Annotated in this window: 22 protein-coding genes; 5 read left to right on the top strand and 17 right to left on the bottom strand. The window is 72.9% G+C overall.

Translation table 11 applies throughout. The features are described from left to right. Nucleotides 1-250: 250 nt before the first annotated feature. From pheT to infC, 7 genes are all read right to left on the bottom strand, one after another. Complete coding sequence (gene pheT, locus OG310_RS28425) at nt 251-2,779, bottom strand: phenylalanine--tRNA ligase subunit beta (protein WP_329458701.1); 2,529 nt, start codon at nt 2,777-2,779, stop codon at nt 251-253. Beyond that, complete coding sequence (gene pheS, locus OG310_RS28420) at nt 2,779-3,927, bottom strand: phenylalanine--tRNA ligase subunit alpha (RefSeq protein ID WP_329458700.1); 1,149 nt, start codon at nt 3,925-3,927, stop codon at nt 2,779-2,781. Before pheS ends, pheT begins: the two co-directional genes overlap by 1 nt. A gap of 146 nt (nt 3,928-4,073) precedes the next feature. Next, nucleotides 4,074-5,198, bottom strand: a complete 1,125-nt coding sequence (locus OG310_RS28415) for a sensor histidine kinase (RefSeq protein WP_329458699.1) — start codon at nt 5,196-5,198, stop codon at nt 4,074-4,076. A gap of 316 nt (nt 5,199-5,514) precedes the next feature. Beyond that, nucleotides 5,515-6,345 carry a TrmH family RNA methyltransferase gene (locus tag OG310_RS28410; RefSeq protein ID WP_329458698.1) on the bottom strand — a complete coding sequence of 277 codons (831 nt, stop codon included), beginning with the start codon at nt 6,343-6,345 and terminating at the stop codon, nt 5,515-5,517. Nucleotides 6,346-6,472: 127 nt separating this feature from the next. Continuing rightward, nucleotides 6,473-6,859 (bottom strand): 50S ribosomal protein L20, encoded by a 387-nt coding sequence (rplT, locus tag OG310_RS28405; RefSeq protein ID WP_329458697.1) that lies wholly within the window; start codon nt 6,857-6,859, stop codon nt 6,473-6,475. A 101-nt stretch (nt 6,860-6,960) separates the two neighbouring features. Further along, nucleotides 6,961-7,155: a 50S ribosomal protein L35 gene (gene rpmI, locus OG310_RS28400; RefSeq protein ID WP_235798238.1), complete on the bottom strand. Its 195-nt coding sequence runs from the start codon at nt 7,153-7,155 to the stop codon at nt 6,961-6,963. 128 nt (nt 7,156-7,283) lie between these two features. Next, on the bottom strand, nt 7,284-8,000 hold the full coding sequence (infC, locus tag OG310_RS28395; protein WP_329460435.1) for a translation initiation factor IF-3: 717 nt from the start codon (nt 7,998-8,000) through the stop codon (nt 7,284-7,286). Nucleotides 8,001-8,325: 325 nt separating this feature from the next. Here infC and OG310_RS28390 point away from each other — a divergent pair, with 325 nt between their 5' ends. Continuing rightward, entirely contained in the window at nt 8,326-8,703 is a 378-nt protein-coding gene (locus tag OG310_RS28390) for a DUF1844 domain-containing protein (RefSeq protein WP_329458696.1), read from the top strand. A gap of 83 nt (nt 8,704-8,786) precedes the next feature. On the opposite strand, the gene OG310_RS28385 is transcribed toward OG310_RS28390, so the two are convergent. From OG310_RS28385 to OG310_RS28375, 3 genes are all read right to left on the bottom strand, one after another. Continuing rightward, complete coding sequence (locus tag OG310_RS28385; protein ID WP_329458695.1) at nt 8,787-9,545, bottom strand: SseB family protein; 759 nt, start codon at nt 9,543-9,545, stop codon at nt 8,787-8,789. A gap of 99 nt (nt 9,546-9,644) precedes the next feature. After that, entirely contained in the window at nt 9,645-10,865 is a 1,221-nt protein-coding gene (gene mycP / locus OG310_RS28380) for a type VII secretion-associated serine protease mycosin (RefSeq protein WP_329458694.1), read from the bottom strand. Next, on the bottom strand, nt 10,862-11,782 hold the full coding sequence (locus OG310_RS28375; RefSeq protein ID WP_329458693.1) for a hypothetical protein: 921 nt from the start codon (nt 11,780-11,782) through the stop codon (nt 10,862-10,864). The genes mycP and OG310_RS28375 overlap by 4 nt, the downstream gene beginning before the upstream one ends. Before the next feature lie 376 nt (nt 11,783-12,158). On the opposite strand from OG310_RS28375, the gene OG310_RS28370 reads away from it, so the two are divergent. Together OG310_RS28370 and OG310_RS28365 are read left to right on the top strand one after the other, a co-directional pair. Further along, entirely contained in the window at nt 12,159-13,361 is a 1,203-nt protein-coding gene (locus OG310_RS28370; protein WP_329458692.1) for an amino acid deaminase/aldolase, read from the top strand. Between the two features lie 180 nt (nt 13,362-13,541). Then, nucleotides 13,542-14,330 carry an SAM-dependent methyltransferase gene (locus tag OG310_RS28365; protein ID WP_329458691.1) on the top strand — a complete coding sequence of 263 codons (789 nt, stop codon included), beginning with the start codon at nt 13,542-13,544 and terminating at the stop codon, nt 14,328-14,330. A gap of 73 nt (nt 14,331-14,403) precedes the next feature. On the opposite strand, the gene OG310_RS28360 is transcribed toward OG310_RS28365, so the two are convergent. From OG310_RS28360 to OG310_RS28350, 3 genes are all read right to left on the bottom strand, one after another. Beyond that, nucleotides 14,404-15,219: a 3-oxoacyl-ACP reductase gene (locus OG310_RS28360; RefSeq protein WP_329458690.1), complete on the bottom strand. Its 816-nt coding sequence runs from the start codon at nt 15,217-15,219 to the stop codon at nt 14,404-14,406. A 5-nt stretch (nt 15,220-15,224) separates the two neighbouring features. Further along, nucleotides 15,225-16,622 carry an aldehyde dehydrogenase family protein gene (locus OG310_RS28355; RefSeq protein ID WP_329458689.1) on the bottom strand — a complete coding sequence of 466 codons (1,398 nt, stop codon included), beginning with the start codon at nt 16,620-16,622 and terminating at the stop codon, nt 15,225-15,227. Between the two features lie 82 nt (nt 16,623-16,704). Next, nucleotides 16,705-18,069, bottom strand: coding sequence for a glutamine synthetase family protein (locus OG310_RS28350; RefSeq protein WP_329458688.1), 1,365 nt, complete (start codon nt 18,067-18,069; stop codon nt 16,705-16,707). Between the two features lie 253 nt (nt 18,070-18,322). Here OG310_RS28350 and OG310_RS28345 point away from each other — a divergent pair, with 253 nt between their 5' ends. After that, nucleotides 18,323-19,078, top strand: coding sequence for a FadR/GntR family transcriptional regulator (locus OG310_RS28345; protein WP_329460434.1), 756 nt, complete (start codon nt 18,323-18,325; stop codon nt 19,076-19,078). 43 nt (nt 19,079-19,121) lie between these two features. Next, nucleotides 19,122-19,826 carry a gamma-glutamyl-gamma-aminobutyrate hydrolase family protein gene (locus tag OG310_RS28340; protein ID WP_329458687.1) on the top strand — a complete coding sequence of 235 codons (705 nt, stop codon included), beginning with the start codon at nt 19,122-19,124 and terminating at the stop codon, nt 19,824-19,826. A gap of 158 nt (nt 19,827-19,984) precedes the next feature. Here OG310_RS28340 and OG310_RS28335 read toward each other — a convergent pair whose 3' ends face one another. From OG310_RS28335 to OG310_RS28320, 4 genes are all read right to left on the bottom strand, one after another. Further along, complete coding sequence (locus OG310_RS28335; protein ID WP_329458686.1) at nt 19,985-20,752, bottom strand: helical backbone metal receptor; 768 nt, start codon at nt 20,750-20,752, stop codon at nt 19,985-19,987. 13 nt (nt 20,753-20,765) lie between these two features. Next, the gene (locus OG310_RS28330; protein WP_329458685.1) at nt 20,766-21,326 is read right to left on the bottom strand and encodes a helix-turn-helix domain-containing protein; all 561 of its coding nucleotides are present in this window, start codon (nt 21,324-21,326) and stop codon (nt 20,766-20,768) included. A 269-nt stretch (nt 21,327-21,595) separates the two neighbouring features. Beyond that, the gene (locus tag OG310_RS28325) at nt 21,596-24,244 is read right to left on the bottom strand and encodes an ABC transporter permease/substrate binding protein (RefSeq protein WP_329458684.1); all 2,649 of its coding nucleotides are present in this window, start codon (nt 24,242-24,244) and stop codon (nt 21,596-21,598) included. Further along, nucleotides 24,237-25,391 carry a quaternary amine ABC transporter ATP-binding protein gene (locus OG310_RS28320; RefSeq protein ID WP_329458683.1) on the bottom strand — a complete coding sequence of 385 codons (1,155 nt, stop codon included), beginning with the start codon at nt 25,389-25,391 and terminating at the stop codon, nt 24,237-24,239. Before OG310_RS28320 ends, OG310_RS28325 begins: the two co-directional genes overlap by 8 nt. Nucleotides 25,392-25,635 lie beyond the last annotated feature (244 nt).

Below are 25,635 nucleotides of genomic sequence, written 5' to 3'. Positions count from 1 at the left end.
AGCGCCGCGGTTGACTGGTGTCCCCTCGCAAGAGGCGGCCGGGCCGCCGGCTCCCCCCTCAACAGTGGGCGGCCCGATCCCGCGTCGTTCGCCCTGCCGTCCTGCCCGACACTCCTCGGCGGGGCGGACGACGTCGGCCGGCCCAGCACCCCTTCCACCGGGCTCCGCGCGCGCGAACGCCCGAGGGGCGCAGCCGGATCGCTCCGGATGCGCCCCTCGGGCGGGTTCGGCCCGTTGTCCGGGCCACGGGTCACGCGCCTCGCAGCACCGCTCCCGTGCGCTCGGCGGCGAGCGCCACGGCCGCGTCGCGCGCCGCCGTCGCCTCCTCGACCGTCAGCGTGCGGTCACCCGCGCGAAAACGCAGCGCGTACGCGAGCGACTTGTGGCCGGCGCCGACCTGATCGCCTTCGAAGACGTCGAACAGCCGCACGGATTCGAGCAGTCCGCCCGCACCCTCACGCAGCGCCAGCTCCACGTCCGCCGCGGGCACACCCGCGGCGACGACGAGCGCGACGTCCTGGGTGGCGACGGGGAACGTCGAGATGCGAGGCGCCGTGAGGCCCCCCTCACCGGCCCGCTCGATCAGGTCGAGGTCGACCTCGGCCGCGCAGGTGCGCTCGGGCAGGCCGAGCGCCTTGACGGCGCGCGGGTGCAGCTCGCCCGCGTGGCCGACCAGGGTCTCGGTGCCGTCGACGGTCGCGAACAGCGCCGCGCACCGGCCCGGGTGCCACGGCTCGTACTGGCCGGCCCGCACGACGAGTTCGACCCCCGCCTCACCGGCGACACCGCGTGCCGCCTCGACCGCGTCGGCCCAGGAGGAGGGACGGCCCTCGCCCCACCAGCCGGCCTGCTCGCGGGCGCCCGCGAGGACGACCGCCGCGCGGCGCGGCTGGTGCGGCAGTGCCGCGTCGAGCGAGGCGATCTGCTCCTCGGTCGGCCGGTGGTCGACGGGCAGCCGAGGCGGTACGTGCTCCTCACCGGTGGGCAGGAACACCAGGCCCGTCTCGAACAGCGCCAGGTCGTGCGAGCCGCGCCCGTGGTTGCGGCGCAGCGCGCCCAGGAGGCCCGGCAGCAGCGTGGTGCGCAGCGACGGCTCCTCGTCGGACAGCGGGTTGACGAGGGTGACCGTACGGCGGCGGGCGTCGCCCGCGGGGATGCCCAGCTGGTCGAGGACGGCCTGCCCGAGGAACGGGTAGTTGAGCACCTCGACGTATCCGGCGCCGGCCAGCGCGCGGCCCACCCGGCGGTGCAGCCGCTGCCGCTCGGTCAGGCCGCGGCCCGAGGGCGGTGTGGGCAGTGTGGAGGGCAGGTTCTCGTAGCCCTCCAGCCGGATGACCTCTTCGGCGAGGTCGTTGGGTTCGCGCAGGTCGGGGCGCCAGGACGGCACGGTGACGATCAGCTCGTCCTGGCCGTACACGTCGCAGCCGATCTGCTGGAGCCGCCGCACGACCGTCTCCCGGCCGTACGCGACGCCCGCGACGCGGTCGCAGTGGTCGGCCGGCATGGCGATGGAGTGCGGCGCCGACGGCGCGATGATCTCCGTGACACCGGCCTCCGCCGAGCCGCCCGCGAGCAGCACCAGCAGGTCGACGGTGCGCTGGGCCGCGGCCGGGCCCGCCAGCGGGTCGACGCCGCGCTCGAAGCGCCGGGACGCCTCGGAGGGCAGCCGGTGGCGCCGGGCGGTGCGGGCGATGGAGATCGGGTCGAAGTGCGCGGCCTCGATGACGACCTCGGTGGTGCCGGTGCTCTCGCCGGTCCCCGCGTCGGTGACGGTGTCGGCGATCTCGGTGTGCGCGCCGCCCATGACGCCGGCGAGGCCGATGGGCCCCCGGTCGTCGGTGATGACGAGGTCCTGCGCGTCGAGGACGCGCTCCACGTCGTCGAGGGTGGTGAGCTTCTCGCCCGGCTCGGCGCGACGCACCCCGACGGGGCCTTCGAGCCGGGTGCGGTCGTACGCGTGCAGGGGCTGCCCGAGCTCCAGCATCACGTAGTTGGTCACGTCCACGGCCAGCGAGATCGACCGCATGCCGGCCTTCTGCAGCCGGCGCTGGAGCCAGATCGGCGAGCGCGCCTCGGGCTGCAGCCCGGTGACCGTGCGCAGGGTGAGCCGATCGCAGCCGATCGGGTCGGCGACCTTGGCCGGGTAGCCGTACGAGTTGGGCGCGGGTACGTCGATCAGCGCGGGGTCGCGCAGCGCGAGCCCGTAGGAGATGGCCATCTCGCGCGCGATGCCGCGCATCGACAGGCAGTAACCGCGGTCGGGCGTGACGGCGATGTCGAGGACCTCGTCGACGAGTTCGAGCAGCGCGATCGCGTCGGTGCCGGCCTCGTACTCCGGCGGCAGCACGATGACGCCGTGCGTGCTGTCGTCGCCCATGCCGAGCTCGTCGGAGGAGCAGATCATGCCGTGGGAGACCTTGCCGTACGTCGTGCGCGCGGCGATCTCGAAGCCGCCGGGCAGCACGGCGCCGGGGAGCACCACGACGACCTTGTCGCCCACCGCGAAGTTGCGGGCGCCGCAGACGATCTCCTGGAGCTCGCCGGTGCCGTTGGCGGTCCCGACGTCGACGGTGCAGAAGCGGATGGGCTTCTTGAAGCCCTCCAGCTCCTCGATGGTGCGGACCTGGCCGACGACGAGGGGTCCCTTGAGGCCCGCGCCGAGCTGTTCGACGGTCTCGACCTCAAGGCCCGCGGACACCAGTCTCGCCTGCACGTCACGGCCGGTCTCGGTGGCGGGGAGCTCGACGTACTCCCGCAGCCAGGAAAGCGGGACCCGCATCAGATCTCCATCCCGAAGGGCCGGGTGAACCGGACGTCACCCTCGACCATGTCTCGCATGTCTTCGATGTTGTGGCGGAACATGAGCATCCGCTCGATGCCGAAGCCGAAGGCGAACCCGCTGTACTTGCGCGGGTCCACACCGCAGGCGGTCAGCACGTGCGGGTTGACCATGCCGCAGCCGCCGAGCTCGATCCAGCCCTCGCTGCCGCAGGTGCGGCAGGGCCGGTCGGGGTTGCCGACGGACGCGCCGCGGCAGACGTAGCAGACCATGTCCATCTCGGCGGACGGCTCGGTGAACGGGAAGTAGTTCGGCCGCAGCCGGGTCCTGAGGTCCGCCCCGAACAGCGCCTGGACCATGTGGTCGAGGGTGCCCTTGAGGTCCGCCATGGTCAGGCCCTCGTCCACGGCGAGCAGCTCGATCTGGTGGAAGACCGGGGTGTGCGTGGCGTCGAGCTCGTCCGTGCGGTAGACGCGGCCCGGGCAGACCACGTACACGGGCGGCTTGCGCTCCAGCAGCGTCCGGGCCTGGACCGGGGAGGTGTGGGTGCGCAGCACCACACCGGACTCGCCCTCGACGGCGCTGTCCACCGGGCCCGTGGCGTCCTGGCTGCTCCGGACGAAGAACGTGTCCTGCATCTGGCGCGCGGGGTGGTCGGGCAGGAAGTTCAGGGCGTCGAAGTTGAACCACTCGGCCTCGACCTCGGGGCCCTCCGCGACCTCGTAACCCATCGCGACGAAGACGTCCGCGACCCGCTCCATGAAGGTGGTCAGCGGGTGGCGGGCACCCGCGGGCACCCGGTCGTAGGGGAGGGTGACGTCCACCGCCTCCTCGACCAGGACGCGCGCGTCACGCTCGGCCTCCAGCTCCACCTGGCGGGCGGCGAGCGCCTTGTTGACGGCGCCGCGCGCCTGCCCGACCCGCTTGCCCGCCTCGGCCTTGGCCTGCGGGGGGAGCGCGCCGATCTCGCGGTTGGCGAGGGCGAGCGGCGAGGTGCCCGAGGTGTGGGCGCTCTTCGCGTGGGTGAGCGCGTCGAGGTCGCCCGCGGCGGCGAAGGCGGCCAGCGCCTCGTCCCGCATGCGCTCGATCTCTTGCGGTTTCAGTGCCTCGACCTCGACTGGGTCGTAGGACTTGTTGGGTGCCGACATCTCTTCCCGTACTTCCGATTGGCTGGCGAAACGACCATGCCCGAACGACCCTGCCGACCGCTCGATCGCTCCCGATCGCAGACGGCGCGAAGGCGCCAAAGGTCGAGTCTAAAGGTCCGGTGAAGGTGAGGGAGCCCGTGGGCCGCTCAGGCCATGAAGGCCGGCGTCCCCACGGGCAGGATAAATCGGAACTCGGCGCCGCCGCCGGGCCCTCTTCCGACGGTGATCGTCCCGCCGTGGGCCTCGACGATGCCCTTGACGATGTAGAGCCCGAGCCCGGTGCCGCCGCGTTTGCTGCCCCGCCAGAAACGGGTGAAGACGCGGCTCATCGACTCCTCGGGGATGCCGGGGCCCTCGTCGCACACGGTGACCGCCGTCCCCTTCTCGGTGCTCGTGCCGTCGGTGGCGCCCCCGCCCGGGGCGCCCGGGGCGCCGCCTCCGTCACCGCCGGAGCGGATCTCGGCGGGCGCCACCTCGATCGTGACAGTTCCCTCGCCGTGGCGCACCGCGTTTTCGAGCAGGTTGCCGAGTACCTGGTCGATCTTGTCGGGATCGGCCCACAGACCGGGCAGCGGCTGCTGTATCCGGACGAGGAAACGGTCCGGCGGCTGCCCGGCCGCCGTGTACGCCTGGACGTGGCGCCCCACGGCCGCCGCGATGTCGACGGGCTGGCGGCGCACCTCCAGCCGGCCCGAGTCGATCCGGGAGATGTCGAGGAGTTCCGCGATCAGCCGGGTGACCCGGTCGGCGTCCGCGTCGACGGTCTCCAGCATCAGCCGCTTCTGGTCGTCGGTGAACCGCTCCCACTTCGCGAGCAGGGTCGCCGTGAACCCTTTGACGGAGGTCAGCGGCGAGCGCAGTTCGTGCGCGACGGTCGCGATCAGCTCCGCGTGGCTCAGTTCGGTGCGGCGCCGGGCCTCGGTACCCCGGATGCAGATGACGACGCGGCTGACGGGCCCGGTGGGCCGCGTACGGACGTAGCGGGCGGACACGAGCACCTCGTCGCCGCACGGCAGCAGCAGGTTGCGCTCGGGCTGGCCGCCCCGGATGGCGAGGCCGCCGTACGGGTCGGTCAGGGCCCACCAGCGGCGGCCCTTGAGGTCCTCCAGCGGCAGTGCCTGGTCGAGCGGCCGGCCGAGCGCGGTGTCGGCGGGCAGCCCGGTGATGCGTGCGGCGGCCGCGTTGAACCGCACCACCCGGCCGTCCTCGTCGGCGACGACCAGTCCGTCGGGCAGGTCGTCGGGGTCCACCCCGCGCGTCCCGGCAGTCATCCCCGTAAAGCCCCTTCTCCCGGCTGAGCGCGTGGGCGCTGAGGGCGCAAGAGTACTAGGGCCCGACGTGCGCCGAAGCGGTTCCGGCAGGTGCTTGCACGGAGCGTGTCCGAGGGCGTAAGGGCGCGGCTCCCCGGGCGGGCAGGCCGGTCGGGGGCCCTCCTCGTGGCGAACCGCCGTGATCCGGCGACGGGACCGGTGCGCTCCACGAACGGTGCGCTCCACGCACGCGGCGGCCGGCCCGGCCGCTCCGCATACGCCCGCCGCTCCCCCGCCGCGCTCCCGCACGGGAACGGCGCGCCCGCCCCCGGTGGGTCTACGCGCGCCGCTGGGCCCGCGCCGAGGAGTAGAGGCAGACCGCGGCGGCGGTCGCGAGGTTCAGGCTCTCCGCCCGGCCGTGGATCGGCACGCGCACGACGGCGTCCGCGAGGGCGCGCGTCTCCTCGGGCAGGCCCCAGGCCTCGTTGCCGAAGACCCAGGCGGTGGGGACGCCCATGGTGCCCGCGTCCAGTTCCCCGTCCAGGTCGGCGTCGCCCGCGCCGTCGGCGGCCAGCACCCGCACGCCCGCGGCCCTCAGCTCGGCGACGGCCCGTTCGACGGGGACGCCGACGGATACGGGCAGGTGGAAGAGGGACCCGGCGGAGGCCCGTACCGCCTTGGGGTTGTACGGGTCGACGGACGCGTCGGTCAGCACGACGGCGTCGGCGCCCGCGGCATCCGCGCAGCGCAGGACCGTGCCCGCGTTGCCGGGGTCGCGTACATGCGCCAGTACGGCGACCAGGCGCGGCCGGGCGGCGACGACGTCCTCGAAGGGCGTGTCGAGGAACCGGCACACGCCGAGCAGCCCCTGCGGCGTGACGGTGTCCGCGAGATCGGCGACGACCTCCTCCGACGCGTGGTGGACGAGCGCGCCGCCCGCGAGGGCGGCGGCCACCAGGTCCCCGTGGCGCTCGGCGGCCTCCGCGGTGAGGAACAGCTCCAGCAGCGTGGGCCGCCCGTCGGCGCGGTGGGCGACGGCCTCCCGTACGGCCTGGGGCCCCTCGGCGAGGAACTTGCGCTCCTTGCCCCGGAAGGAGCGCTTCGCGAGCCGCCGCGCGGCTGTGACGCGCGCGGAACGCGGGGAGATCAGCTCGGGGGTGGCGGCCATGGGCGGCGGCGTCTCACTTCTCGGTCGGGGCGTCGGGCGGGAAGGGGGCGGAACGCACCGGACCCGCAGGCGCACGGCCTGCGGGTCCGATGACGGTGAGCCGTTCAAACGCCGGCTCGGCCTGGTGTCAGGCGGCGGCCTTCGGCGCGTTGACGTCGCTCGGCAGCGCCTTGTGCGCGACCTCGACGAGCGTGGCGAACGCGTTCGCGTCGTTGACGGCGAGCTCCGCGAGGATCTTGCGGTCCACCTCGACGTTGGCGGCCTTCAGACCCTGGATGAAGCGGTTGTACGTCATGCCGTTGGCGCGGGCAGCGGCGTTGATGCGCTGGATCCACAGCTGACGGAAGTCGCCCTTGCGCTTCTTGCGGTCGTTGTAGTTGTAGACGAGGGAGTGGGTGACCTGCTCCTTCGCCTTGCGGTACAGGCGCGAGCGCTGGCCGCGGTAACCGCTGGCCTGCTCCAGAATCGCCCGGCGCTTCTTGTGGGCATTGACCGCCCGCTTGACGCGTGCCACGTCTCAACTCCTTGTAGCGGGGTCGTGGTCCGTGCACACGACCCGAAAGTGGTGGGTCCCCTTGGGTAGAGCTCGCGGTCCCCGCATGCGGGGACCGGACCTCACAGGCCGAGAAGCTTCTTGATCTTCTTGGTGTCCCCGGGGGCCATTTCGGCGTTGCCGCTCAGACGACGCGTCACGCGCGACGACTTGTGCTCCATCAGGTGGCGCTTGCCGGCCCGCTCGCGCAGCACCTTGCCGGAGCCGGTGACCTTGAAGCGCTTGCTGGCACCCTTGTGTGTCTTGTTCTTCGGCATGCGCCGTGTCTCCTCGTCAGTGGCGCTTCCAGGCCGGCGGGGTGCCGGCGCGCGGAGGCGTCATTTCTTCGGTATGGGGTTCCGGGACGGGCCCGGGACCGGAGGCAGTCCTGTGGAGCGCCCGCGGTTCACGCCTCGGCGGACTCCTCGGCCACCTCGGCCACCTCGGTGGACTCGTCAGCCGTCTCGGCGTGCTCGTCGGCGTCAGCCGTGAGCTGCCCACCACCCTGGCGCTCGGCCTTACGGGCGGCCTGGGCCTCCCGGGCCTCGGCCATGGCCTCGGTCTTCTTCTTGTGCGGGCCGAGCACCATGATCATGTTGCGGCCGTCCTGCTTCGGGTTGGACTCGATGAAACCGAGGTCCTCCACGTCCGAAGCGAGGCGCTGCAGCAGCCGGAAGCCCAGTTCGGGCCTGGACTGCTCACGACCGCGGAACATGATCGTGATCTTGACCTTGTCGCCCTGCTTGAGGAACCGCACCACGTGACCCTTTTTGGTGTCGTAGTCGTGCGGGTCGATCTTCGGCCGGAGCTTCATCTCCTTGATGACCGTGTGCGCCTGGTTCTTGCGCGCTTCACGGGCCTTCATGGCCGACTCGTACTTGAACTTTCCGTAATCCATGAGCTTGCACACGGGCGGACGCGCGGTCGCCGCGACCTCGACGAGGTCAAGGTCGTACTCCTGCGCGAGTTCCAGGGCCTTGGCAAGCGGCACGATGCCGACCTGCTCGCCACTGGGACCGACGAGTCGTACTTCGGGAACACGAATCCGGTCGTTGATGCGGGGCTCGGCGCTGATGGATCCTCCTCGGTTAGGACTGACCGGCTGTCTGGCAGACAGCCGCATCACCATGTCTGTACTGACCAACCGTGGCGGAACATCAAAAATGCCCCGAACGGACACAGGCAGGAGCTCCAAGGAATACCGGAGCACCGCCGTGTTCCACACGGGGCGCATCGGGCGGCTCCATCGTCCGTACGGAACGATGGGCACCACCTGACCGGTGACCCGCCACCTCGAAAGGCGGCCAGGTGGGAGATCGGAGCCTCCACTTGTGGGCCGGGTACATGCGCACCCGACCGGTCATCACACAAGGTTAACACCCCGCGAAGGCAGCGGCGAACCGGCTGCGCGGCGGGGGGTGCTTCCCGGAAGCCCTAGGGTAAGGGGCATGAGTGACGCGACGCCCGCAGCCGGTCAGGCTGCCCCCGAGCAGCCCGACTACGACGCCCTGACCCGCGACATCGCGGAGGTGCCCGCCGTCGAGGTGATCGTCACGGTGGCGGTCAACCTGATGAGCGCGGCAGCCGTGAAACTCGGCCTGACCGAGGAGGGCGAGGAGCACAAGGACCTCGACGAGGCGCGCAAGCTGATCCACTCGCTCGCCGGGCTGATGGACGCGAGCGCGACGGAGATCAGCTCGTTCCACGCGTCACCGCTGCGGGACGGGCTCAAGTCGCTCCAGCTGGCGTTCCGCGAGGCATCCGTCGTCAAGGACCAGCCGGGCCAGGGCCCCGGCGAGAAGTACACGGGCCCGATCTACGGCTGAGACGCGCCGCGCGCCTCTCACCCCGCGAGCCGTGCCGACCGCGCTGGACGCTCACGCGCCGCGTCCCCGCCAGAGGCCGGCGCTCACCCTCCGCGTACTCCGCGTACGTACAGGGGCTCCCCCGGCGGCATCGCCCCGGCCGGCAGCAGCGCCACGTCCAGACCCCGCACCAGGCGGGCCCTGAGCGTCTCGTGGGCCGCGAGCGCCCCCGCGACCGTGCGGGCGGCGGCGCCCGCGTCCCCGTCCAGCACCAGGGCCAGCAGGCCGTCGGCGCTGCCCGGCCCCAGATAGGCGCGGACCACGGCCGGCTCGGCCGCCACGACCTCCCGTACGGCACCGGTGACGGCCGGGTCCTTCAACGGGTCGGCGTCGCCGCGCCCCTCGGCGAGCGCCCGCAACGCGGGGCCGGTCAGCTGGTAGGTCACCGGGCCCGCGAGGTCGAGCACCAGGGTGTCCGCTCCCTCGTGCGCCGCCGCCCGCAGCGCCTGGTGCAGCGGCACGGCGACGGGGCGTGCCGCCGGGTCCCACGCGGCGAGCGCCGCCGTGGAGGTGAAGGCGGGCAGTGCCCGCCGGTCGCCGACGGTGAGCGTGGGCACGGCCATGTCGCTGGTCTTCTCACGGCGCAGCCCGGCGCCCGCGCCGTGGCCGGCGGTGTCCGGCTCCTCGACCTCGCCGAGGACGGCGACCACCGGGACCAGCAGCCGCGCCTCCTGGAGTGCGGCGAGCACGCGGGGCTCGGCGCTCCTGTCGTTCGACCAGGCGGCGAGCGCCGCGGCGAGCTCGGGGGCGGCGGTGCCGTCGTCGTGCGCGAAACCGGAGTCGGGGATGTTCTTGAGAGCCACGCGACGAGCTTAGGGCCTGCCCGGCGGAGCACGCCGGGCGCTCCCGGCCCGGGGAACGCCCCGGAACCGCGGCCCCCGGAAACCGGTCCGGCCCGCTGGCTAGAGCACGGCGTCCTGCCGACGCCGCTGCCGTCTGCCGGACACCCACAGGACGCCCGCCGCGACCAGCAGGACGCCGCCCGCACCGCCCGCGACGGGGGCCGGCCAGGCCGGTGGCCCGTCGGGATGGTGCGGCGGGGTGGGCCCCTGGCCGAAGTAGCGCCGGGTGTATCCGGCGGAGGTGCCGCGCACGTCGGCGCGGGAGAGCCGGGCGGCGTCGGCGAGGGCTGCGGCCGGGTCGACGAGTCCGTAGCCGGTGGCGTCGTCGCGGCCGCCCTTGGGGGCGTCCCGCGCGGTGTCCTCCAGCAGTTTCTTGATCTGCGCGGGCGTGAGGTGCGGGTAGGCGGAGCGTACGAGGGCGACGGTGCCGGAGACGAAGGCGGCGGCGGCGCTGGTGCCCCAGCCCTCGTAGTAGTGGCGGTCCGGGTCCGCTATCACCACGTCGACGCCGGGGGCGCTGACATCGGCGTACCAGCGGCGGGTGGAGAAGTCCGCGGGCGTGCCGTACTTGTCGACGGCCGCGACGGCGATCACACCCGGGTAGGCGGCCGGGTAGGAGATGTGGTCGCCCTTCTGTCCGCCGTTGCCGGCGGAGGCGACCACGGGCACGCCCTTGGCCAGCGCGTACTGCACGGCCTCGTCCTCCGAGCGCTCGGGGTGCGCGGAGGCGCTGTCGTCGCCGAGGGAGAGGTTGATGACGTCGGCGCCGTGGTCGACGGCCCAGCGGATGCCGAGGGCGAGCGCGTCGCCCCGGCTGGTGCGCGCGCGGTCGCGGGCCGGGTCGGTGCCCTCCAGGATGACCCGCACGGGCAGGATCCTCGCCTGGGGCGCGAGGCCGAGCACGCCGTCACTGTCGCCCGGGCCGTGACCGTGGCCCGCGATGATGCTCGCCATCGCCGTGCCGTGCCGGGCCCAGGACCGGTCGCCGCGCCGGGCGCCGAAACCGATGAAGTCCTTGCCGGTGAGCACCTGTCCGGTGAGGTCGGGGTGGGTGTCGTCGACGCCCGTGTCGAGGACGGCGACGGTGATCCCGTGGCCCTTGCTGCTGCGCCACGCCTGCTGGGCGTGGAGTTGGTCGAGCGCCCACTGCTGGTCGCGTATGGCGTCGGCGCTCGCCGGCGACGCGGGCACGAGCAGCAGGAACGACGCGGCGGTGAGGACCGCAGCGGTACGCCGCAGACGGTGTCCGGCACGGGCGGGACCCGGCGCGCGGCGCCTCATCGGTGGGCCGCCGGCCGCGCGGCGGTCAGGGTCCGTATGCCGCGCTCGACGCTGTCGGCGAGGCCCCTGGCCTCGAAACCGAGTCCGGCCTGCGCGGCGGGACTCGTGGCGTGTGCGGCCGTGGCCGACGCGGCAGGTTCCGGCGCGGTGACCGTGCGCCCGTCGGCGAAGCCGCTCACGGCGTAGACGACGACCGGGGCCTGGGTGAGGATGTCGATGCTCCAACTGGCGCGCTGCCGGTCCCCGAAGGACGCGGCGATGGTGCCGGGTACGGCGTAGGCGGTGGGCACGAGGGCGGTGTCCGCCGCGAGGTGCCGGTCGGCGAAGCCGGTGCGCAGAGTGGTCATGGCCACCGGGTCGGCCTTGGTGAAGACGAGGCCGACGGTGGTGATGTCGCTGGAGGTCGCGTCCCGGTAGGTCGCCCGTATCACCCGCAGGCAGCCCACCGAGCGCAGAGCGGTGGCGAGGGCCGGATCGAGCGCGCCGGCGCAGCCGCTGTCGGGGGCCACGCCGAGCCGCGTCCAGGTGCGCCGGGCGCCGTCGGGTCCCGCTCCCACGCCGTCGAGGACGGGCGGGAAGAGTGTGTCGACGGGCGTGCTGTGCCACAGGTCGCGCGCGGCGTCGAAGCGGCTGACCGCGGTGGGGGCGTCCGGGTCGTCGTCGAGCAGCCAGTTCCCGGCGAGCGCGCCGCCGACGAGCCCGAGGCCGAGGACGAACAGTGCGACGACCGCCGCCGTGCGCGGGAGCCGGCTGCCCGGCCCGGGCCGGAGCGCGGTGGAGGTCGCGGTGGGCGCGCCGGGCGGTGCCGGCGCCGCGACGTGTCCCGGTGGCAGGGGCGGGAGCGGAGGCACCGTCCGCGCGGGGCCGGCCCAGGGCCCCGCGCCCGGGGTCCGCGCTGCCGACGCCTGGTACGGCACCGGAGGCAGTGGCGGTACGGGAGGTACGGATGATCTCGGCGGCGTCCCGGGTCCCGGCGGGACCGACGGCGGCGGGACCGACGGCCGAGCGGCCTGCCGTGGCGGAGCCGTGGGCGGCGGCGGTACGGCGGAGCCCTGCGCCTCGATGCTCATCCGCCCCTCCGGGTCCCTGAAGTCCGTGCCTGCCCGGCCGGGCGCGCGTCGGGCCGCGTTGCGGATCACCGTACGGGACACGCCCGTTCGCCCGGAGTCCGGACGTAACTCTACGGGCTCGCGGGAGTACCGGGACCCCGCGCGGGCAACGCTGCGGGTGCCGTCCCGACGCGCGGCACGCGCACGTCTACCGTCAGGTAATCGGCTCTGGCAAGCTCGGCCCATGACTCCCTTCGCCTCCGACCGGGCCCGGTACGACCGGGCCACCGCGCATCTCGAAGCGCCGCTGGCCGTCGTGGACCTGGAGGCATTCGACGCGAACGCCGACGATCTCGTCCGGCGCGCGGGCGGCAAGCCGATCCGGTTGGCCAGCAAGTCGGTTCGCTGCCGGGCCCTGCTGGAGCGGGTCCTCGCGCGGGACGGTTTCGCGGGCCTGATGTCGTTCACCCTGCCGGAGTCGCTGTGGCTCGCGCGGGCGGGTTTCGACGACGTGCTGCTCGCCTACCCGTCGGCGGACCGCTCGGCGTACGGGGAGCTCGCGGCCGATCCGAAGCTCGCGGGCTCGGTCACCGTCATGGTCGACGATCCGGCGCAACTGGACCTGATCGACGCGGCGCGCGACGGCGGCCGGGAGGAGATCCGGGTCTGCCTGGAACTCGACACCTCGCTGCGGATGTTCGGCGGCCGGGTACGGATCGGCCCGCTGCGCTCACCGCTGAGCGAACCGGCTCAACTTGCGGACCTGGCGCGGTCGGTGGCGCGCAGGCCGGGGTTCCGGCTGGTCGGCCTGATGGGGTACGAGGGCCATGTGGCGGGTGTCGGCGACACGGTGGCGGGCCGGCCGCTGCGCTCGCGCGCGATCCGGCTGATGCAGGCGGCGGCGCGCAGGGAGCTGGCGGGGCGGCGCGCGGAGGCGGTACGCGCGGTGCGGGCGGTGGCCCCGGAGCTGGAGTTCGTCAACGGCGGCGGCACGGGCAGCGTGCAGCACACGGCGGCGGAGGACGCGGTGACGGAGATCGCCGCGGGGTCGGGGCTCTACCAGCCGCGCCTGTTCGACAACTACACGTCGTTCTCCGGGCGTCCGGCCGCGCTGTTCGGGCAGCCCGTCGTGCGCAGGCCGGGGGTCGGCGTGGTGACGGTGCTGGGCGGCGGCTATCCGGCGTCCGGCGTCGCGGGCCAGGACCGGCTGCCGGTGCCGTACCTGCCGGAGGGGCTGCGCTACGACGCGCAGGAGGGCCCCGGTGAGGTGCAGACGCCGCTACTGGGCTCGGCCGCGGACGATCTGCTGATCGGCGACACGGTGTGGTTCCGGCACGCGAAGGCGGGCGAGATGTGCGAGCGGTTCGCCGCGCTGCACCTGGTCGAGGGCGACCGGGTGAGCGCGACGGTGCCGACGTACCGGGGCGAGGGGCTCACCTTCCTCTAGTGTCCCGCGGGCGCGCCCCGGCATCGGGCTCTCGCCAACTCACCTGCTGTTCCGGCGAGGTGACGGAGGTTCGGGTTCCGGGGGCCGCGGGTGCCGCGGCCGGGTCGGGTGTGGCAGGGTCCGTGCCTACGGCGGCCGTACGGCGAGGTGGTGACGGCCGGACATTCAGGAGGTCCACCCATGACAGCAGGCACGCCCCGGCCCGTGATCGACACCAGCAGGCCGCATCCCGCGCGCATCTACGACTACCTGCTCGGCGGGAAGGACAACTACCCCGTCGACCAGGCCGTCGCCGAGCGGCTGCCGGTCGAGGCGCGCAACGGCGCAGCGGCCAACAGGGCGTTCATGCGCCGGGTGATCGCCTGGACGGCCGCCGACGGCATCCGGCAGTTCCTGGACGTGGGCACCGGCATTCCCACCGAACCGAACCTCCACCAGATAGCGCAGGACGTGGATCCGGCGTGCCGGGTCGTCTACGTCGACAACGACCCGATCGTGCTGCGGCACGCAGAGGCGCTGCTGGTCAGTTCCCCCGAGGGCCGCACCGACTACGTCCAGGCGGACGTCCTCGACCCCGACGCCATCCTCGAACGCGCCTGCGGGACGCTGGACTTCGACCGGCCGATCGCCCTCTCCCTGATCGCGCTGCTGCACTTCGTGCCCGACGGCCGGGACCCGTACGGCATCGTGCGCAGACTGCTCGAACCGCTCGTGCCCGGCAGTTGCCTGATCCTCTCCCACCTCAGCCTGGACCGGCTGACCGCCGAGCAGGACCGGACGGACGAGTACCGGGCCGCCGGCATCGACCTGCGGCCCCGTACGCACGCCGAGATCCTGCGGTTCTTCGACGGGCTCGACCTCGTGGAGCCGGGTCTGGTGCCCTGCTGGTACAAGGACACCCCGCAGCCGGCGGACGCCGGGCTGCCGGGCGCGGACTCCGGGTACGCCGGGGTGGGACGCGTCCGCTGATCCCCGGCTTCCTCACGGCGCGCCCCGGGCCGGGGTGCGCCGTGAGACACCGCCAGGACCGCGGCGCCGCCGGCTACAGCGGCGTCACGTACGCACCGGAGATACCGCCGTCGACGAGGAAGTCGCAGGCGTTCACGAACGACGCGTCGTCGCTGGCGAGGAACGCGACGGCGGCGGCGATCTCCGTGGCCTCCGCGAACCGGCCGAGGGGGATGTGCACCAGCCTGCGCGCCGCCCGCTCCGGGTCCTTCGCGAACAGCTCACGCAGCAGCGGGGTGTCGACCGGCCCCGGGCACAGCGCGTTGACCCGGATGCCCTCGCGGGCGAACTGGACGCCGAGTTCCCGCGACATGGCGAGCACGCCCCCCTTGGACGCGGTGTAGGAGATCTGCGAGGTCGCGGCGCCCATCCGGGCCACGAAGGAGGCCGTGTTGATGATGGAGCCCCGGCCCTGGCGGCGCATGTACGGGATGGCGGCCTTGCAGCACAGGTAGACGGACGTCAGGTTGACCTCCTGGACGCGCCGCCACGCGTCGAGACCGGTGTCGAGGATCGAGTCGTCGTCGGGCGGCGAGATGCCCGCGTTGTTGAAGGCGACGTCGACACTGCCGTACGTGTCGTACGCGGCCTCGAACAGCGCCTCGACCTGTTCGGCGTCGGTGACGTCGACCCGTACGAACAGGCCGTCCACCTCGGCCGCGGCGGCCCTGCCCGTTTCCTCATCGATGTCGGCGCAGACCACGCGGGCGCCCTCGGAGGCGAGCCGGCGCACGGTGGCGAGGCCGATGCCGCTGCCGGCGCCGGTGACGACGGCCGTGCGGCCCACGAGACGGCGGCAGACGGAGACGGCGCCGCCCGCGTCCGGGGCGGGGGTCGGGATGTTCGTCATGGGTTTCAGTCCTCCGAGCTGATGAAGACGTTCTTGGTCTCGGTGAAGGCCGCGAGCGCGCCGGGGCCCAGTTCGCGGCCCAGGCCGGAGCGCTTGTAGCCGCCGAAGGGGGTCCAGTAGCGCACGCTGCTGTGGGAGTTGACGGAGAGGTTCCCGGCCGCGACGGCCTTCGACACGCGCAGCGCCCGGCCCACGTCCCGTGTCCACAGCGACCCGGACAGGCCGTACGGCGTGGCATTGGCGAGCCGTACCGCGTCGTCCTCGTCCGTGAAGGGCAGGACGGCGGCCACCGGCCCGAAGACCTCCTCGGTGGCGGCCGGCGCGTCGGGAGCGAGATCCGTCAGGACGGTCGGCGGGAACCAGAAACCCGGCCCCTGCGGGGCGCTGCCCCGTATGCCGGGTGCCGTGTCCGGGACGTAGGAGCGCACGCGCTCCAGCTGCCCGGCGGAGATCAGCGGGCCCATGTCGGTGTCCTCGTCCGCCGGGTCGCCGACCCTGACGGCGGCGATCGCGGGCGCCAGCAGGTCGAGGAAACGGTCGTACACGTCGCGCTGCACGAGGATGCGGGTACGGGCGCAGCAGTCCTGGCCGGCGTTGTCCAGGAAGGCCATGGGGGCGCTCGCGGCGGCCCGTTCGAGGTCGGCGTCGGCGAAGACGATGTTGGGGCTCTTGCCGCCGAGCTCCAGGGTGACCCGCTTCACGGCGGCGGCGCACTTCGCCATCACGGAGGTGCCGACGGCGGCGGACCCGGTGAAGACGATCTTCGCGACGCCCGGATGCGTCACCAGCGCGTCGCCGGTGACCGGCCCCGCACCGGGCAGCACCTGGAAGAGGTACTCGGGCAGGCCTGCCGCCAGGCCCAGTTCGGCCAGGCGCAGTGCGGTGAGCGGGGTGGTCTCGGCGGGCTTGAGGAGGACCGCGTTGCCGGCCGCGAGCGCGGGCACGCTGCCCCAGCCGGCGATGGGCATGGGGAAGTTCCAGGGTGCGATCACACCGACCACGCCGAGCGGTTCGAGGAAGGTGATGTCGACGCCCCCGGGGACCGGGATCTGGCTGCCGGTCAGGCGCTCCACTCCCCCGGCCGCGTAGTCGAGGAGGTCGCGGAAGTTGCCCGCCTCCCAGCGGGCGTTGCCGATGGTGTGGCCCGCCTGACGCACCTCCAGGCGGGCGAGCTCCTCCACGTGCTCGTCCACGAGGACGGCGAAGCGGCGCAGCAGCCGGGCGCGGTCGGCGGGCGCGGCGGCGGCCCAGCCGCGCTGGGCGGCGGCGGCGCGCCGCACCGCCGCGTCGACCTCGGCGGGACCGGTGGCGGGGACGGTGGCGAAGACCTCACCGGTGGCCGGGTCGAGGACGCGGTGTCCTGCGGCGTCCGGCGCGCCGGTGGTGTGGTGGTGCCGGGACATGGGCGCGGTGTCCTCCTTGTGTGACGGGCCCGCGGACCCGGGCAGCGGGCCGCGGGGGTACGGCGGCGGCTACGGGCACCGCCTAGAGGCGTTCGAAGGAGCGGCGCAGCTCCCAGTCGGTGACGGCCGCGTCGAACGCGGCGAGTTCGACGCGCGCCATGTTGGCGTAGTGGGCGACGACCTCCTCCCCGAACGCGGCACGCGCGATATCGCTGGCGCTCCAGCGCTCGGCGGCCTCGCGCAGCGTCGCGGGCACCCGCGCGTAGTCGCCCTCGTAGGCGTTGCCCGCGCAGGCGTCGGGGAGTTCCAGCTCGTGCTCGACGCCGTACAGCCCGGCGGCCACCAGCCCCGCCACCGCGAGGTAGGGGTTGACGTCACCGCCCGGCACCCGGTTCTCGAACCGCAGCGAGGCGCCGTGGCCGACGACCCGCAGCGCGCAGCTGCGGTTGTCGTGCCCCCAGGCGACGGCCGTGGGCGCGAAGGAACCGGGCTGGTAGCGCTTGTAGGAGTTGATGTTGGGCGCGTACAGCAGGGCGAAGTCCCGCAGCGCGGCGAGCTGTCCCGCGAGGAAGTGCCGCATGAGCGCGGACATCCCCCCGGACGCCTCGTCCGCCATGACCGGATGCCCGTCCCGGTCCCGCAGGGAGAGGTGGATGTGGCACGAATTGCCCTCGCGCTCGTCGTACTTGGCCATGAACGTCAGCGAGACGCCCTCCTGCGCCGCGATCTCCTTGGCGCCGGTCTTGTAGACGGCGTGGTGGTCGCAGGTGGTCAGCGCCTCGTCGTACTTGAACGCGATCTCGTGCTGGCCCGGGTTGCATTCGCCCTTCGCCGACTCGACGGTGAGGCCGGCGCCCGCCATCTCGTTGCGGATGCGGCGCAGCAGCGGTTCGATGCGGCCGGTGCCGAGCACGGAGTAGTCGATGTTGTACTGGTTGGCCGGGGTCAGGCCCCGGTAGCGGGCGTCCCAGGCCTGTTCGTAGGTGTCCTTGAAGACGATGAATTCGAGTTCCGTGCCGACGTGGGCGCTCAGTCCGCGCTCCGCGAGGCGGTCGAGCTGGCGGCGCAGGATCTGCCGGGGCGCGGCGACGACGGCCGAGCCGTCGCTCCAGGCGAGGTCTGCCATGAGCAGTGCCGTGCCGGGATGCCAGGGCACGCGGCGCAGGCTGGAGGGGTCGGGCCGCAGGGCGAAGTCCCCGTAGCCGTGGTCCCAGGAGGACATCGCGTAGCCGTCGACGGTGTTCATCTCGGTGTCGACGGCGAGCAGGTAGTTGCAGCCCTCGGCTCCGTGGTCGAGGACGTCGGAGAGGAAGAACGGCGCGGCGAACCGCTTGCCCTGGAGTCTGCCCTGCATGTCGGGAAAGGCGAGGACGACGGTGTCCACCTCGCCCGTGCCGATGAGCCTGGCGAGTTCGCCGGTGGGGAGCGGGGGTGTGCGGTCTGCCACGGGGTGCTTCCTCCTTCGGTCAGCCGAAGCCTTAAGGTATAGGTTCGAACCTTTGATTGTGAAGAGGGGAGCCAGCGTGGCGGAGGGCGGTGACACCGGCGCGGAACCGGACGTGGGCGGGCGCGCGAAAGCAGAAGCGCAGGCGCGCACGAACGCCGGCGCGAACGCCCGCACGCGAGCGGTGGCGGGCGCGGCTTCCCGCGACGGCGCGGGCGGGTCCGCCGGCACGTCCTTCGCCGCCGGCGCGGACGGGCTGGCCCCGGTAGTGCGGCCCGTGCGGGCAGGCAACGGCTTCGAGGAGGCCCTGGAGCAGATCCTCCAGGTCGTCCGGCTCGGCCTCGTCCCGCCGGGCGGCCGGCTCCCCGCCGAGCGTGAGCTCGCGGAGCGGCTCGGCGTCAGCCGGGTCACCCTGCGCGAGGTGCTGAGGGTACTGACCGACCAGGGGCTCGTGGAGAGCAGGCGGGGACGGTACGGTGGCACGTTCGTCCGCCCCAGGCCGGCCCCGGACACCCGCGCGCCCGGCGCGGGCACCGACGAGCTGCGGCGGCGGATGGCGGACACCGACCTGGAGGACGTCCTGCGGTTCCGGGAGGTGCTGGAGAGCGGCGCGGCCGGGCTGTGCGCGGCCGAGGGCCTGTCGGGCGAGCGCGCCGGCCGGCTGCGCGCCGCCCTCGACGCGACCCGCGACGCCCCGCTCGCCGACTACCGCAGGCGGGACACGCTGCTGCATCTCACCCTCGCCCGACTCGCCGGGACGCCGACCCTGACGGCGCAGTACGCGGCGGTACGCTCGCGCGTCAACGACCTCCTCGACTGCATCCCGCTGCTGGTGCGCAACCTGGAACACTCCCAGGTCCAGCACACCGCGCTGGTCGGCGCGGTCCTCGAAGGGGACGCGGAGGCAGCCCGGGAGATCGCCCGGGAGCACTGCGCGGGAACGGCGGCGCTGCTGCGCGGCTTCCTGGCGGGGACGCCGCGGGCGGGCGGGCCGTCCGGGCCCGCTTGGTAGCCATGACGACCTTTGGCCGCGGGGCGGCCGGCGAGGAGACAAGATGACACCGCTGATCGGCATCAGCACCTACCGGGAGGACTCGGCCGCCTGGGGCCCCTGGCGGATGCCCGCCGCCCTGCTGCCGCTCGGCTACCCCGGGCTCGTCCAGCGGTCCGGGGGCCTCGCCGTGATGCTCCCGCCCGGCGACCCGGCCACCGCGCCGGCGGTCCTCGCGCGGCTCGACGGCGTGGTGATCGCGGGCGGGCCCGACGTCGAACCCGGGCGGTACGGGGCGCGGAGGCACCCGCGCACCGGGCCGCCCGCGCCGGAGCGCGACGCGTGGGAGCTGGCACTGATCGACGCGGCGCTCGCGGCGGACACACCGCTGCTCGGCATCTGCCGGGGTCTGCAGTTGCTGAACGTGGCGCTCGGCGGCACGCTCGTGCAGCACGTCGAGGGCCATGTCGGCACGGTCGCGGGGCAGTTCGGCGCGCACCCGGTCACCCCGCTGCCGGGCACGCGCTACGCGGCGCTCGTACCCGAGGAGTTCGGCGTGCCGAGCCAGCACCACCAGTCGGTGGAACGGCTCGGCGACGGCCTCACGGTGTGCGCGGTGGCCGCCGACGGCACGGTCGAGGCGGTCGAACTGGCGGGCAGGCGCTGGGTCCTCGGTGTGCAGTGGCATCCCGAGATGGCGGACGACACGCGCGTGATGGCCGACTTCGTCCGCGCGGCCGCGGACCACCCGTCACACCCGGTCGGTTGACGCACCGCCGGTCGAGGGCCGGGCGCGGCTGACACAGCACGGCCGAGGGGCCGGATGCGGCGGACACAGCGCGAAACAGGTCCTGCCGCGCCCTCACCCCTCGGGACGCCCTGCCCACCGGCGCGCCCAGCCCCTGGCGACGCCCGGCGCGCCGGCGGTCAGCCGCACCCGGCCCCCAACGCCGCCCGCAGCGCGTCGGGCGCCACCACCAGCGACGGCCCGTACCAGGTCAGCATGCGCCCGTCGACCAGGGCGGACGGCAGCCCCGGGAACGCCTCGGGTCCGTCGTCGGCCGTGAACCGGTACGGCTCGTCCGGCAGTACGACGAGATCCGCGCCCGCGGCCACCAGGTCGTCCAGCGGCACGCGCGGGTAGCGCTCGGTGTGGTCCCCGTAGACGTTGGACACCCCCAGGCGGGCGAGCAGGTCCCCGGCGAAGGTGTCGCGGCCGAGCACCATCCAGGGCCTGCGCCACACCGGGACGACCGCGCGCCGGGGGACGCCCGGCGGGGGGACGGCGTCCCAGGCGGCCCGGGCCCGGGCGAGCCAGGGCGGCGGTGCCGCGAGCCCGCAGCCGTCCACCAGGACGCGGTCCAGTTCGGCGAACGCCTGCTCCAGCGTCCTGACCTCGGTGACCAGCACCTCCGCACCGCCCGCCCGCAGGGCGTCGAGGTCGGCGGCGCGGTTCTCCTCCTCGTTGGCGACCACCAGATCGGGGCGCAGTGCGAGGACGGCGGCGACATCGGGGTTCTTGGTGCCGCCGATCCGGGCGACGTCGAGGCCCGCGGGGCGCACGCACCAGTCGGTCGCCCCCACGAGCAGCCCGGCGCCGCTCACCGCGAGCGCCTCGGTCAGCGAGGGGACGAGGGAGACGACGCGGGGGCGTACGGCGCGCGGCCCGGGGTTCGCGTGCGTTCGGGCGGCCATCACGGGCGGCCGCTCAGCGGTCCCGGTCGAAGGTCGCGTCGATGTGTTCGGCGACGGCGACGACCAGGATGCGCGTGCCGGGTTCGGTGGTGCGCCAGCGGTGCCGTACACCGCCGGACAGGTAGAGCGTGTCCCCGCGCTCCAGCCGGTAGGCCCGGCCCTCGGCCTCGACCTCGGCGGCACCGTCCGCGATGTACATGATCTCGTCGTTGCGGTGCTGGTACTCGCGGCCGGTGTCCTGCTCGCCGGTGTACTCCTTGGCACCGAGCTGGTGCCCGCCGCGCACGACCCGGCGGGCGCCGGGCGCGGGAGGGCCCGCGTCGCCGTCGCCCCGCACGACGTCGACGGTGCGCGCGGAGTCCGCGGCGGCGCGCAGCGCGGCCGGCGTCGTCTCCAGCGCGTCGGCGACCCGCTCCAGGGAACGCGTGCTGGGGCGGGCGCGCTCGTTCTCGATCTGGCTGAGGAACGGTACGGAGAGCCCGCTGCGGGCGGCGACCGCCGCCAGCGTCAGCCCCAGGGACCTGCGCCGCCTGCGGACGGCGGCGCCCACCCTGAGCGCTTCCTTGTCGTCCATGTCTGGGCTCCCTCCCGGCCGGACCGCCATCTTCTCAGAGGTGACGCCCTGACAAGACTTGTCCCTCCGGAGCCGATAGGGAACCGGACGAAGGGTGACGCCCGTCACAGGTCGTGCTCAGGCCCCGACGCTGCGTTCCCCGGGGCCCCGTACGCGCCGGGGCCGTCGCGCCTCGCGGGGCTCCTGGGAGACGGCGGATCCGGCGGCCCCGAGGGGTCCGCCGGATCCGTACTGCCGCGCGCCCGGACCCGCCGGTCCGGCCGCTCCCGCTACATCGGGGCCATCTTGTCCACGATGCCGGGGTTCTTGTTCATCCACGCCTTGACGGCGTCCTCCTCGTGCCCCGTGCCGGCCTTCTTGATCTGGCTCTCCAGGCTGCCGAGCTCGGACTCGGACATCTTGAAGTCCTTCAGCCACTTGGTCAGCTGCGGGTACTGCCGGGGGAACTTCTTGCTGGCCACCGTCGTCAGCTGGTCGCCGGTCCCGAACGCCTTCTGCGGGTCGGCGAGCTTGGTGAGCTTGTACGTGCTGTAGGCCCAGTGCGGCGACCACAGGACGACCGCGACCGGCTTCTTCTGCGCGTAGTCACGCTTGAGCTCGGACAGCATGCCGGGCGTCGAACCGTCGACGACCTTGTACTCCTTGTCGACGCCGTACGTCGGCAGGACCTTGTTCTTGAGAAGGTTCATCTCCTCGGTGCCCGGCTCGATCCCGATGATCCGGTTGCCGAACTCCTTGCCCTTGCCCTTGAGGTCGGAGTAGCTCTTGACGCCCTTGACGTAGCTGGGCACCGCGACCTCCAGCGAGGTCGGCCCGTACCAGTAGCCGATCTTGGTCAGATCGTTGTGGTACTTGTCCCAGTACGGCTTCTGCGTGTACGGCAGCCAGCCGTCGAACTGGACGTCCAGCTGCCCCCTGGCCAGGGCGGTGTACATCGGTCCCACGTCGAACTGCTTGAGGTTCATCGTGTAGCCGCGCTTGGCGAGGACCTCTTTCCACAGGTAGGTGGCGGCGACGTCCTCGTCCCACGGGAACCACGCGACGTTGATCGGGCGGGCGGCCTCCTTGGCGACGGCCGCCTGGACCGACTTGTCCTTCTTGGGTACGGGAGCCCACTTGTCGACGAGGCCCGGATTGGCCTTGAGCCACGTCTTGACCGCTTCGAGCTCGTGGCCCGTACCGGACTTCTGGATCTGCGCCTCAAGGCTGCCGAGCTGGCTCTCGCTCATCTTGAAGTTCTTCAGCCAGTTCCCGACGGCCGGGTTGTCCTGGGCGAAGCCCTTACGGGTGAGCATGTGGATGCTGTCGCCCTTGCCCCAGGCGTTCTTGGGGTCGGCGAGCTTGGTGAGCTTGTACGTGCTGTAGGCCCAGTGCGGCGACCACAGGACGACCGCGACCGGCTTCTTCTGCGCGTAGTCGCGCTTGAGCTCGGACAGCATGCTCGGCGTGGAGCCGTCGGTGACCTGGTACTCCTTGTCTAGCCCGTACGCCTTGAGCACCTTGGTCTTGAGCAGGCCCATCTCGCCGGCGCTGGGCTCGATGCCGATGATCCGGCCGCCGAACTCCGAGGCCTTCCCCTTGAGGTCCGCCATGGTCTTGACGCCCTTGACGTAACTGGGGACCGAGACCTCCAGCGACGTCTGGTCGTACCACTTGCCCATGTCGTCGAGCTTGCTGCCGTACTTCTTCCAGTACGCGGCGTGCGTGGTGGGCAGCCAGGAGTCGGTCTGCAGGTCGATCTGGCCGTTGGCCTCGCCCTGGTAGAGGGCGCCCGCGTCGTACTGCTTGACGTTGACCTTGTAGCCGCGCTCCTGGAGCATCTCCTGCCACAGGTACGTGGACGCGATGCCCTCGTCCCACGGGATGTAGCCGATGCTCACCGACTTGCCGTGTCCCACGTTCTCGGCGGAGCCCGCCGTGGTGGACGTGGAGTCGGACGTGGAGCCGCCGAACAGGCCGAGGCCGCCGGCCGCCAGTGCCAGGACCACCACGCCGACGAGCGCCACGACGGGCTGCGGCCGGTGGTTCCAGAGCTTCATGCCGGTGACGCCGCTGGCCATCTCACGGGCCTTGGCGAGGGTGCGCCGGCCGAGCGGCGAGACCTGCTGGCCCAGCGCGCCGGTCATCCGGTCCAGGTAGATGGCGAGGATGACGATCGAGATGCCGGCCTCGAAGCCGAGGCCGATGTTCACGTTGCCGATGGCCTGGAAGACGTCGCCACCGAGGCCGCCACCGCCGACCATGCCAGCGATGACCACCATGGACAGTCCGAGCATCACGTTCTGCGTGACACCGGCCATGATCGTCTGCATGGCGAGCGGGAGCTGGACGCGGAGCAGCGTCTGGCGCGGCGGCGTACCGAACGCGTCGGCCGCCTCCACCAGTTCTTCGTCGACCTGCCGGATGCCCAGCTCGGTCATGCGGACGCCGGGCGGCAGCGCGAACACGATGGTCGCGATGATGCCGGGCACGACGCCGACGCCGAAGAAGATGACGCCGGGGATCAGGTAGACCATGGCGGGCATGGTCTGCATGAAGTCGAGGACCGGCCGGAAGACCGAGCTGACGGTCTTGGACCGGGCGGCCCAGATGCCCAGTGGCACCCCGATCACCAGGGTCAGGACCGTGGCCACCAGGACCAGCGAGAGCGTCTGCATCGAGTGGTCCCACAACTCGATGGAGTCGATCAGTGCGAAGCCGATGAAGGCGAGCACACCGGCGGACAGGCTCCGCAGCCACCAGGCGATGACGGCGAGGATGCCCGCGAGCAGCAGCGGCTGGGGAGCCGACAGGACGTCGAAGATCCAGTCGTAGAGGTGGTTGACGAGCCAGGAGACGGCGTCGAACAGCCAGGCGAGGTTGTTCTGGAGCCAGTTGACCGCACTGTCCACCCAGTCGCCCAAGGGAAGCCTAGGCACTGGCCACCGCCTTGCCCGTGGTGGCGTCGCTGTCCGTGGCGGCGCCCTCGGCGGCCGGCCCCGGTGCTGCGTCCGACGGGGTCATGGGCTCGCCGAGCACGGCGAGCAGCCGCGCCCTCGGGACGACACCCACGAGCCGGCCGTTCTCGCCGGTGACGGCGACGGGCACCGCGCTGGTGGAGCAGGGCGTGAACAGCTCGATGATCGGCGTGTCCTCGGTGACGGTGGCGGGCGCCGCGCCGAGGACGTCCTCGGCCGTGCGGAGCTCCTTGCCGGAGTCCGTCCGGCTGCCGTACGCGGTCTCGGGTTCGGCCATGATCGCGCCGGCCGTGAGCACGCGCGACCGGTCGACGTCCTGGGTGAAGGACGCCACGTAGTCGTTGGCGGGGGTGACGAGGATGTCCTGCCCGGAACCCTGCTGGACGATCCTGCCGTCCCTCATCACGGCGATGCGGTCGCCGAGGCGCATGGCCTCGTTGAGGTCGTGCGTGATGAAGACGATCGTCTTCTTGAGCCGCTTCTGCAGCGTCAGCAGCTGGTCCTGCATGTCGCGCCTGATCAGCGGGTCGAGCGCGCTGAAGGACTCGTCCATGAGGAGCAGGTCCGCGTCCGTGGCGAGGGCGCGGGCGAGGCCCACGCGCTGCTGCATGCCGCCGGAAAGCTCGTCGGGCCAGGAGTTCTCCCAGCCGCCGAGGCCGGTCATCTCCAGGGCCTCACGGGCGTGCTGCTCGCGCTGCTTGCGCGGCATGCCCTGGACCTCCAGGCCGTATGCGGCGTTCTCCAGCACGCTGCGGTGCGGGAAGAGCGCGAAGTGCTGGAACACCATGCTGATCTTGCTGGACCGGACGGCGCGGAGCCCCTCCTTGGACAGGGCCGTCAGGTCCTCCCCGTCGAAGAGGACGCGGCCGGCGGTCGGTTCCAGCAGTCCGTTGAGCATCCGCAGCAGGGTGGACTTGCCGGAACCCGACAAGCCCATCACCACGAAGATCTGCCCCGGCTCGACCGTGAAGGATGCGTCGATGACGGCGGCCGTCGTCCCGTCGGCGCGGAGCTCCTCACGGTCGGCACCGCTCTGGAGCTTCGTCACAGCTTCATCTGGTCGTCTGCCGAACACCTTGTACAGGTGTTCGGCTTGCAGCCTGGACACATAAACCTCACGAGTCGAACCGGAAAACGGCTCGCCACCCCCGCCGGGCGAGCCGTGGAGCGGCACGGGGTCTGCCCGCTTGCCCGCCCGCATCCGGCATGGGGAAGCCGGGGGGCGGTCCGCTCCGCATCGGCGCCTGCCCGCACTTATACAGACCAAACAATTATGTGATCTACATCACTTCAATTCGGCGTGTCGGTGCTGCACGCGGGACATCTCGGATGCGTGGGACGCGCCACCCGCC

It is taken from the genome of Streptomyces sp. NBC_01497 (genome assembly GCF_036250695.1).
Taxonomy (GTDB): Bacteria; Actinomycetota; Actinomycetes; order Streptomycetales; family Streptomycetaceae; genus Streptomyces.
Note: the sequence above shows the minus strand (reverse complement) of the source record. Positions and strands in the feature narration are given on the sequence as shown.

Coding starts and splice junctions, on each gene's coding strand:
- OG310_RS28410 (WP_329458698.1), bottom strand. CDS start 6,345: ATGGCCGCCACCCCCGAGCTGATCTCCCCGCGTTCCGCGCGCGTCACA.
- mycP (WP_329458694.1), bottom strand. CDS start 10,865: ATGAGGCGCCGCGCGCCGGGTCCCGCCCGTGCCGGACACCGTCTGCGG.
- OG310_RS28335 (WP_329458686.1), bottom strand. CDS start 20,752: ATGGCCGCCCGAACGCACGCGAACCCCGGGCCGCGCGCCGTACGCCCC.
- pheS (WP_329458700.1), bottom strand. CDS start 3,927: ATGTCGGCACCCAACAAGTCCTACGACCCAGTCGAGGTCGAGGCACTG.
- OG310_RS28355 (WP_329458689.1), bottom strand. CDS start 16,622: ATGTCCCGGCACCACCACACCACCGGCGCGCCGGACGCCGCAGGACAC.
- OG310_RS28365 (WP_329458691.1), top strand. CDS start 13,542: ATGACAGCAGGCACGCCCCGGCCCGTGATCGACACCAGCAGGCCGCAT.
- pheT (WP_329458701.1), bottom strand. CDS start 2,779: ATGCGGGTCCCGCTTTCCTGGCTGCGGGAGTACGTCGAGCTCCCCGCC.
- rpmI (WP_235798238.1), bottom strand. CDS start 7,155: ATGCCGAAGAACAAGACACACAAGGGTGCCAGCAAGCGCTTCAAGGTC.
- OG310_RS28360 (WP_329458690.1), bottom strand. CDS start 15,219: ATGACGAACATCCCGACCCCCGCCCCGGACGCGGGCGGCGCCGTCTCC.
- OG310_RS28390 (WP_329458696.1), top strand. CDS start 8,326: ATGAGTGACGCGACGCCCGCAGCCGGTCAGGCTGCCCCCGAGCAGCCC.
- OG310_RS28330 (WP_329458685.1), bottom strand. CDS start 21,326: ATGGACGACAAGGAAGCGCTCAGGGTGGGCGCCGCCGTCCGCAGGCGG.
- OG310_RS28340 (WP_329458687.1), top strand. CDS start 19,122: ATGACACCGCTGATCGGCATCAGCACCTACCGGGAGGACTCGGCCGCC.
- OG310_RS28370 (WP_329458692.1), top strand. CDS start 12,159: ATGACTCCCTTCGCCTCCGACCGGGCCCGGTACGACCGGGCCACCGCG.
- OG310_RS28415 (WP_329458699.1), bottom strand. CDS start 5,198: ATGACTGCCGGGACGCGCGGGGTGGACCCCGACGACCTGCCCGACGGA.
- infC (WP_329460435.1), bottom strand. CDS start 8,000: ATGCGGCTGTCTGCCAGACAGCCGGTCAGTCCTAACCGAGGAGGATCC.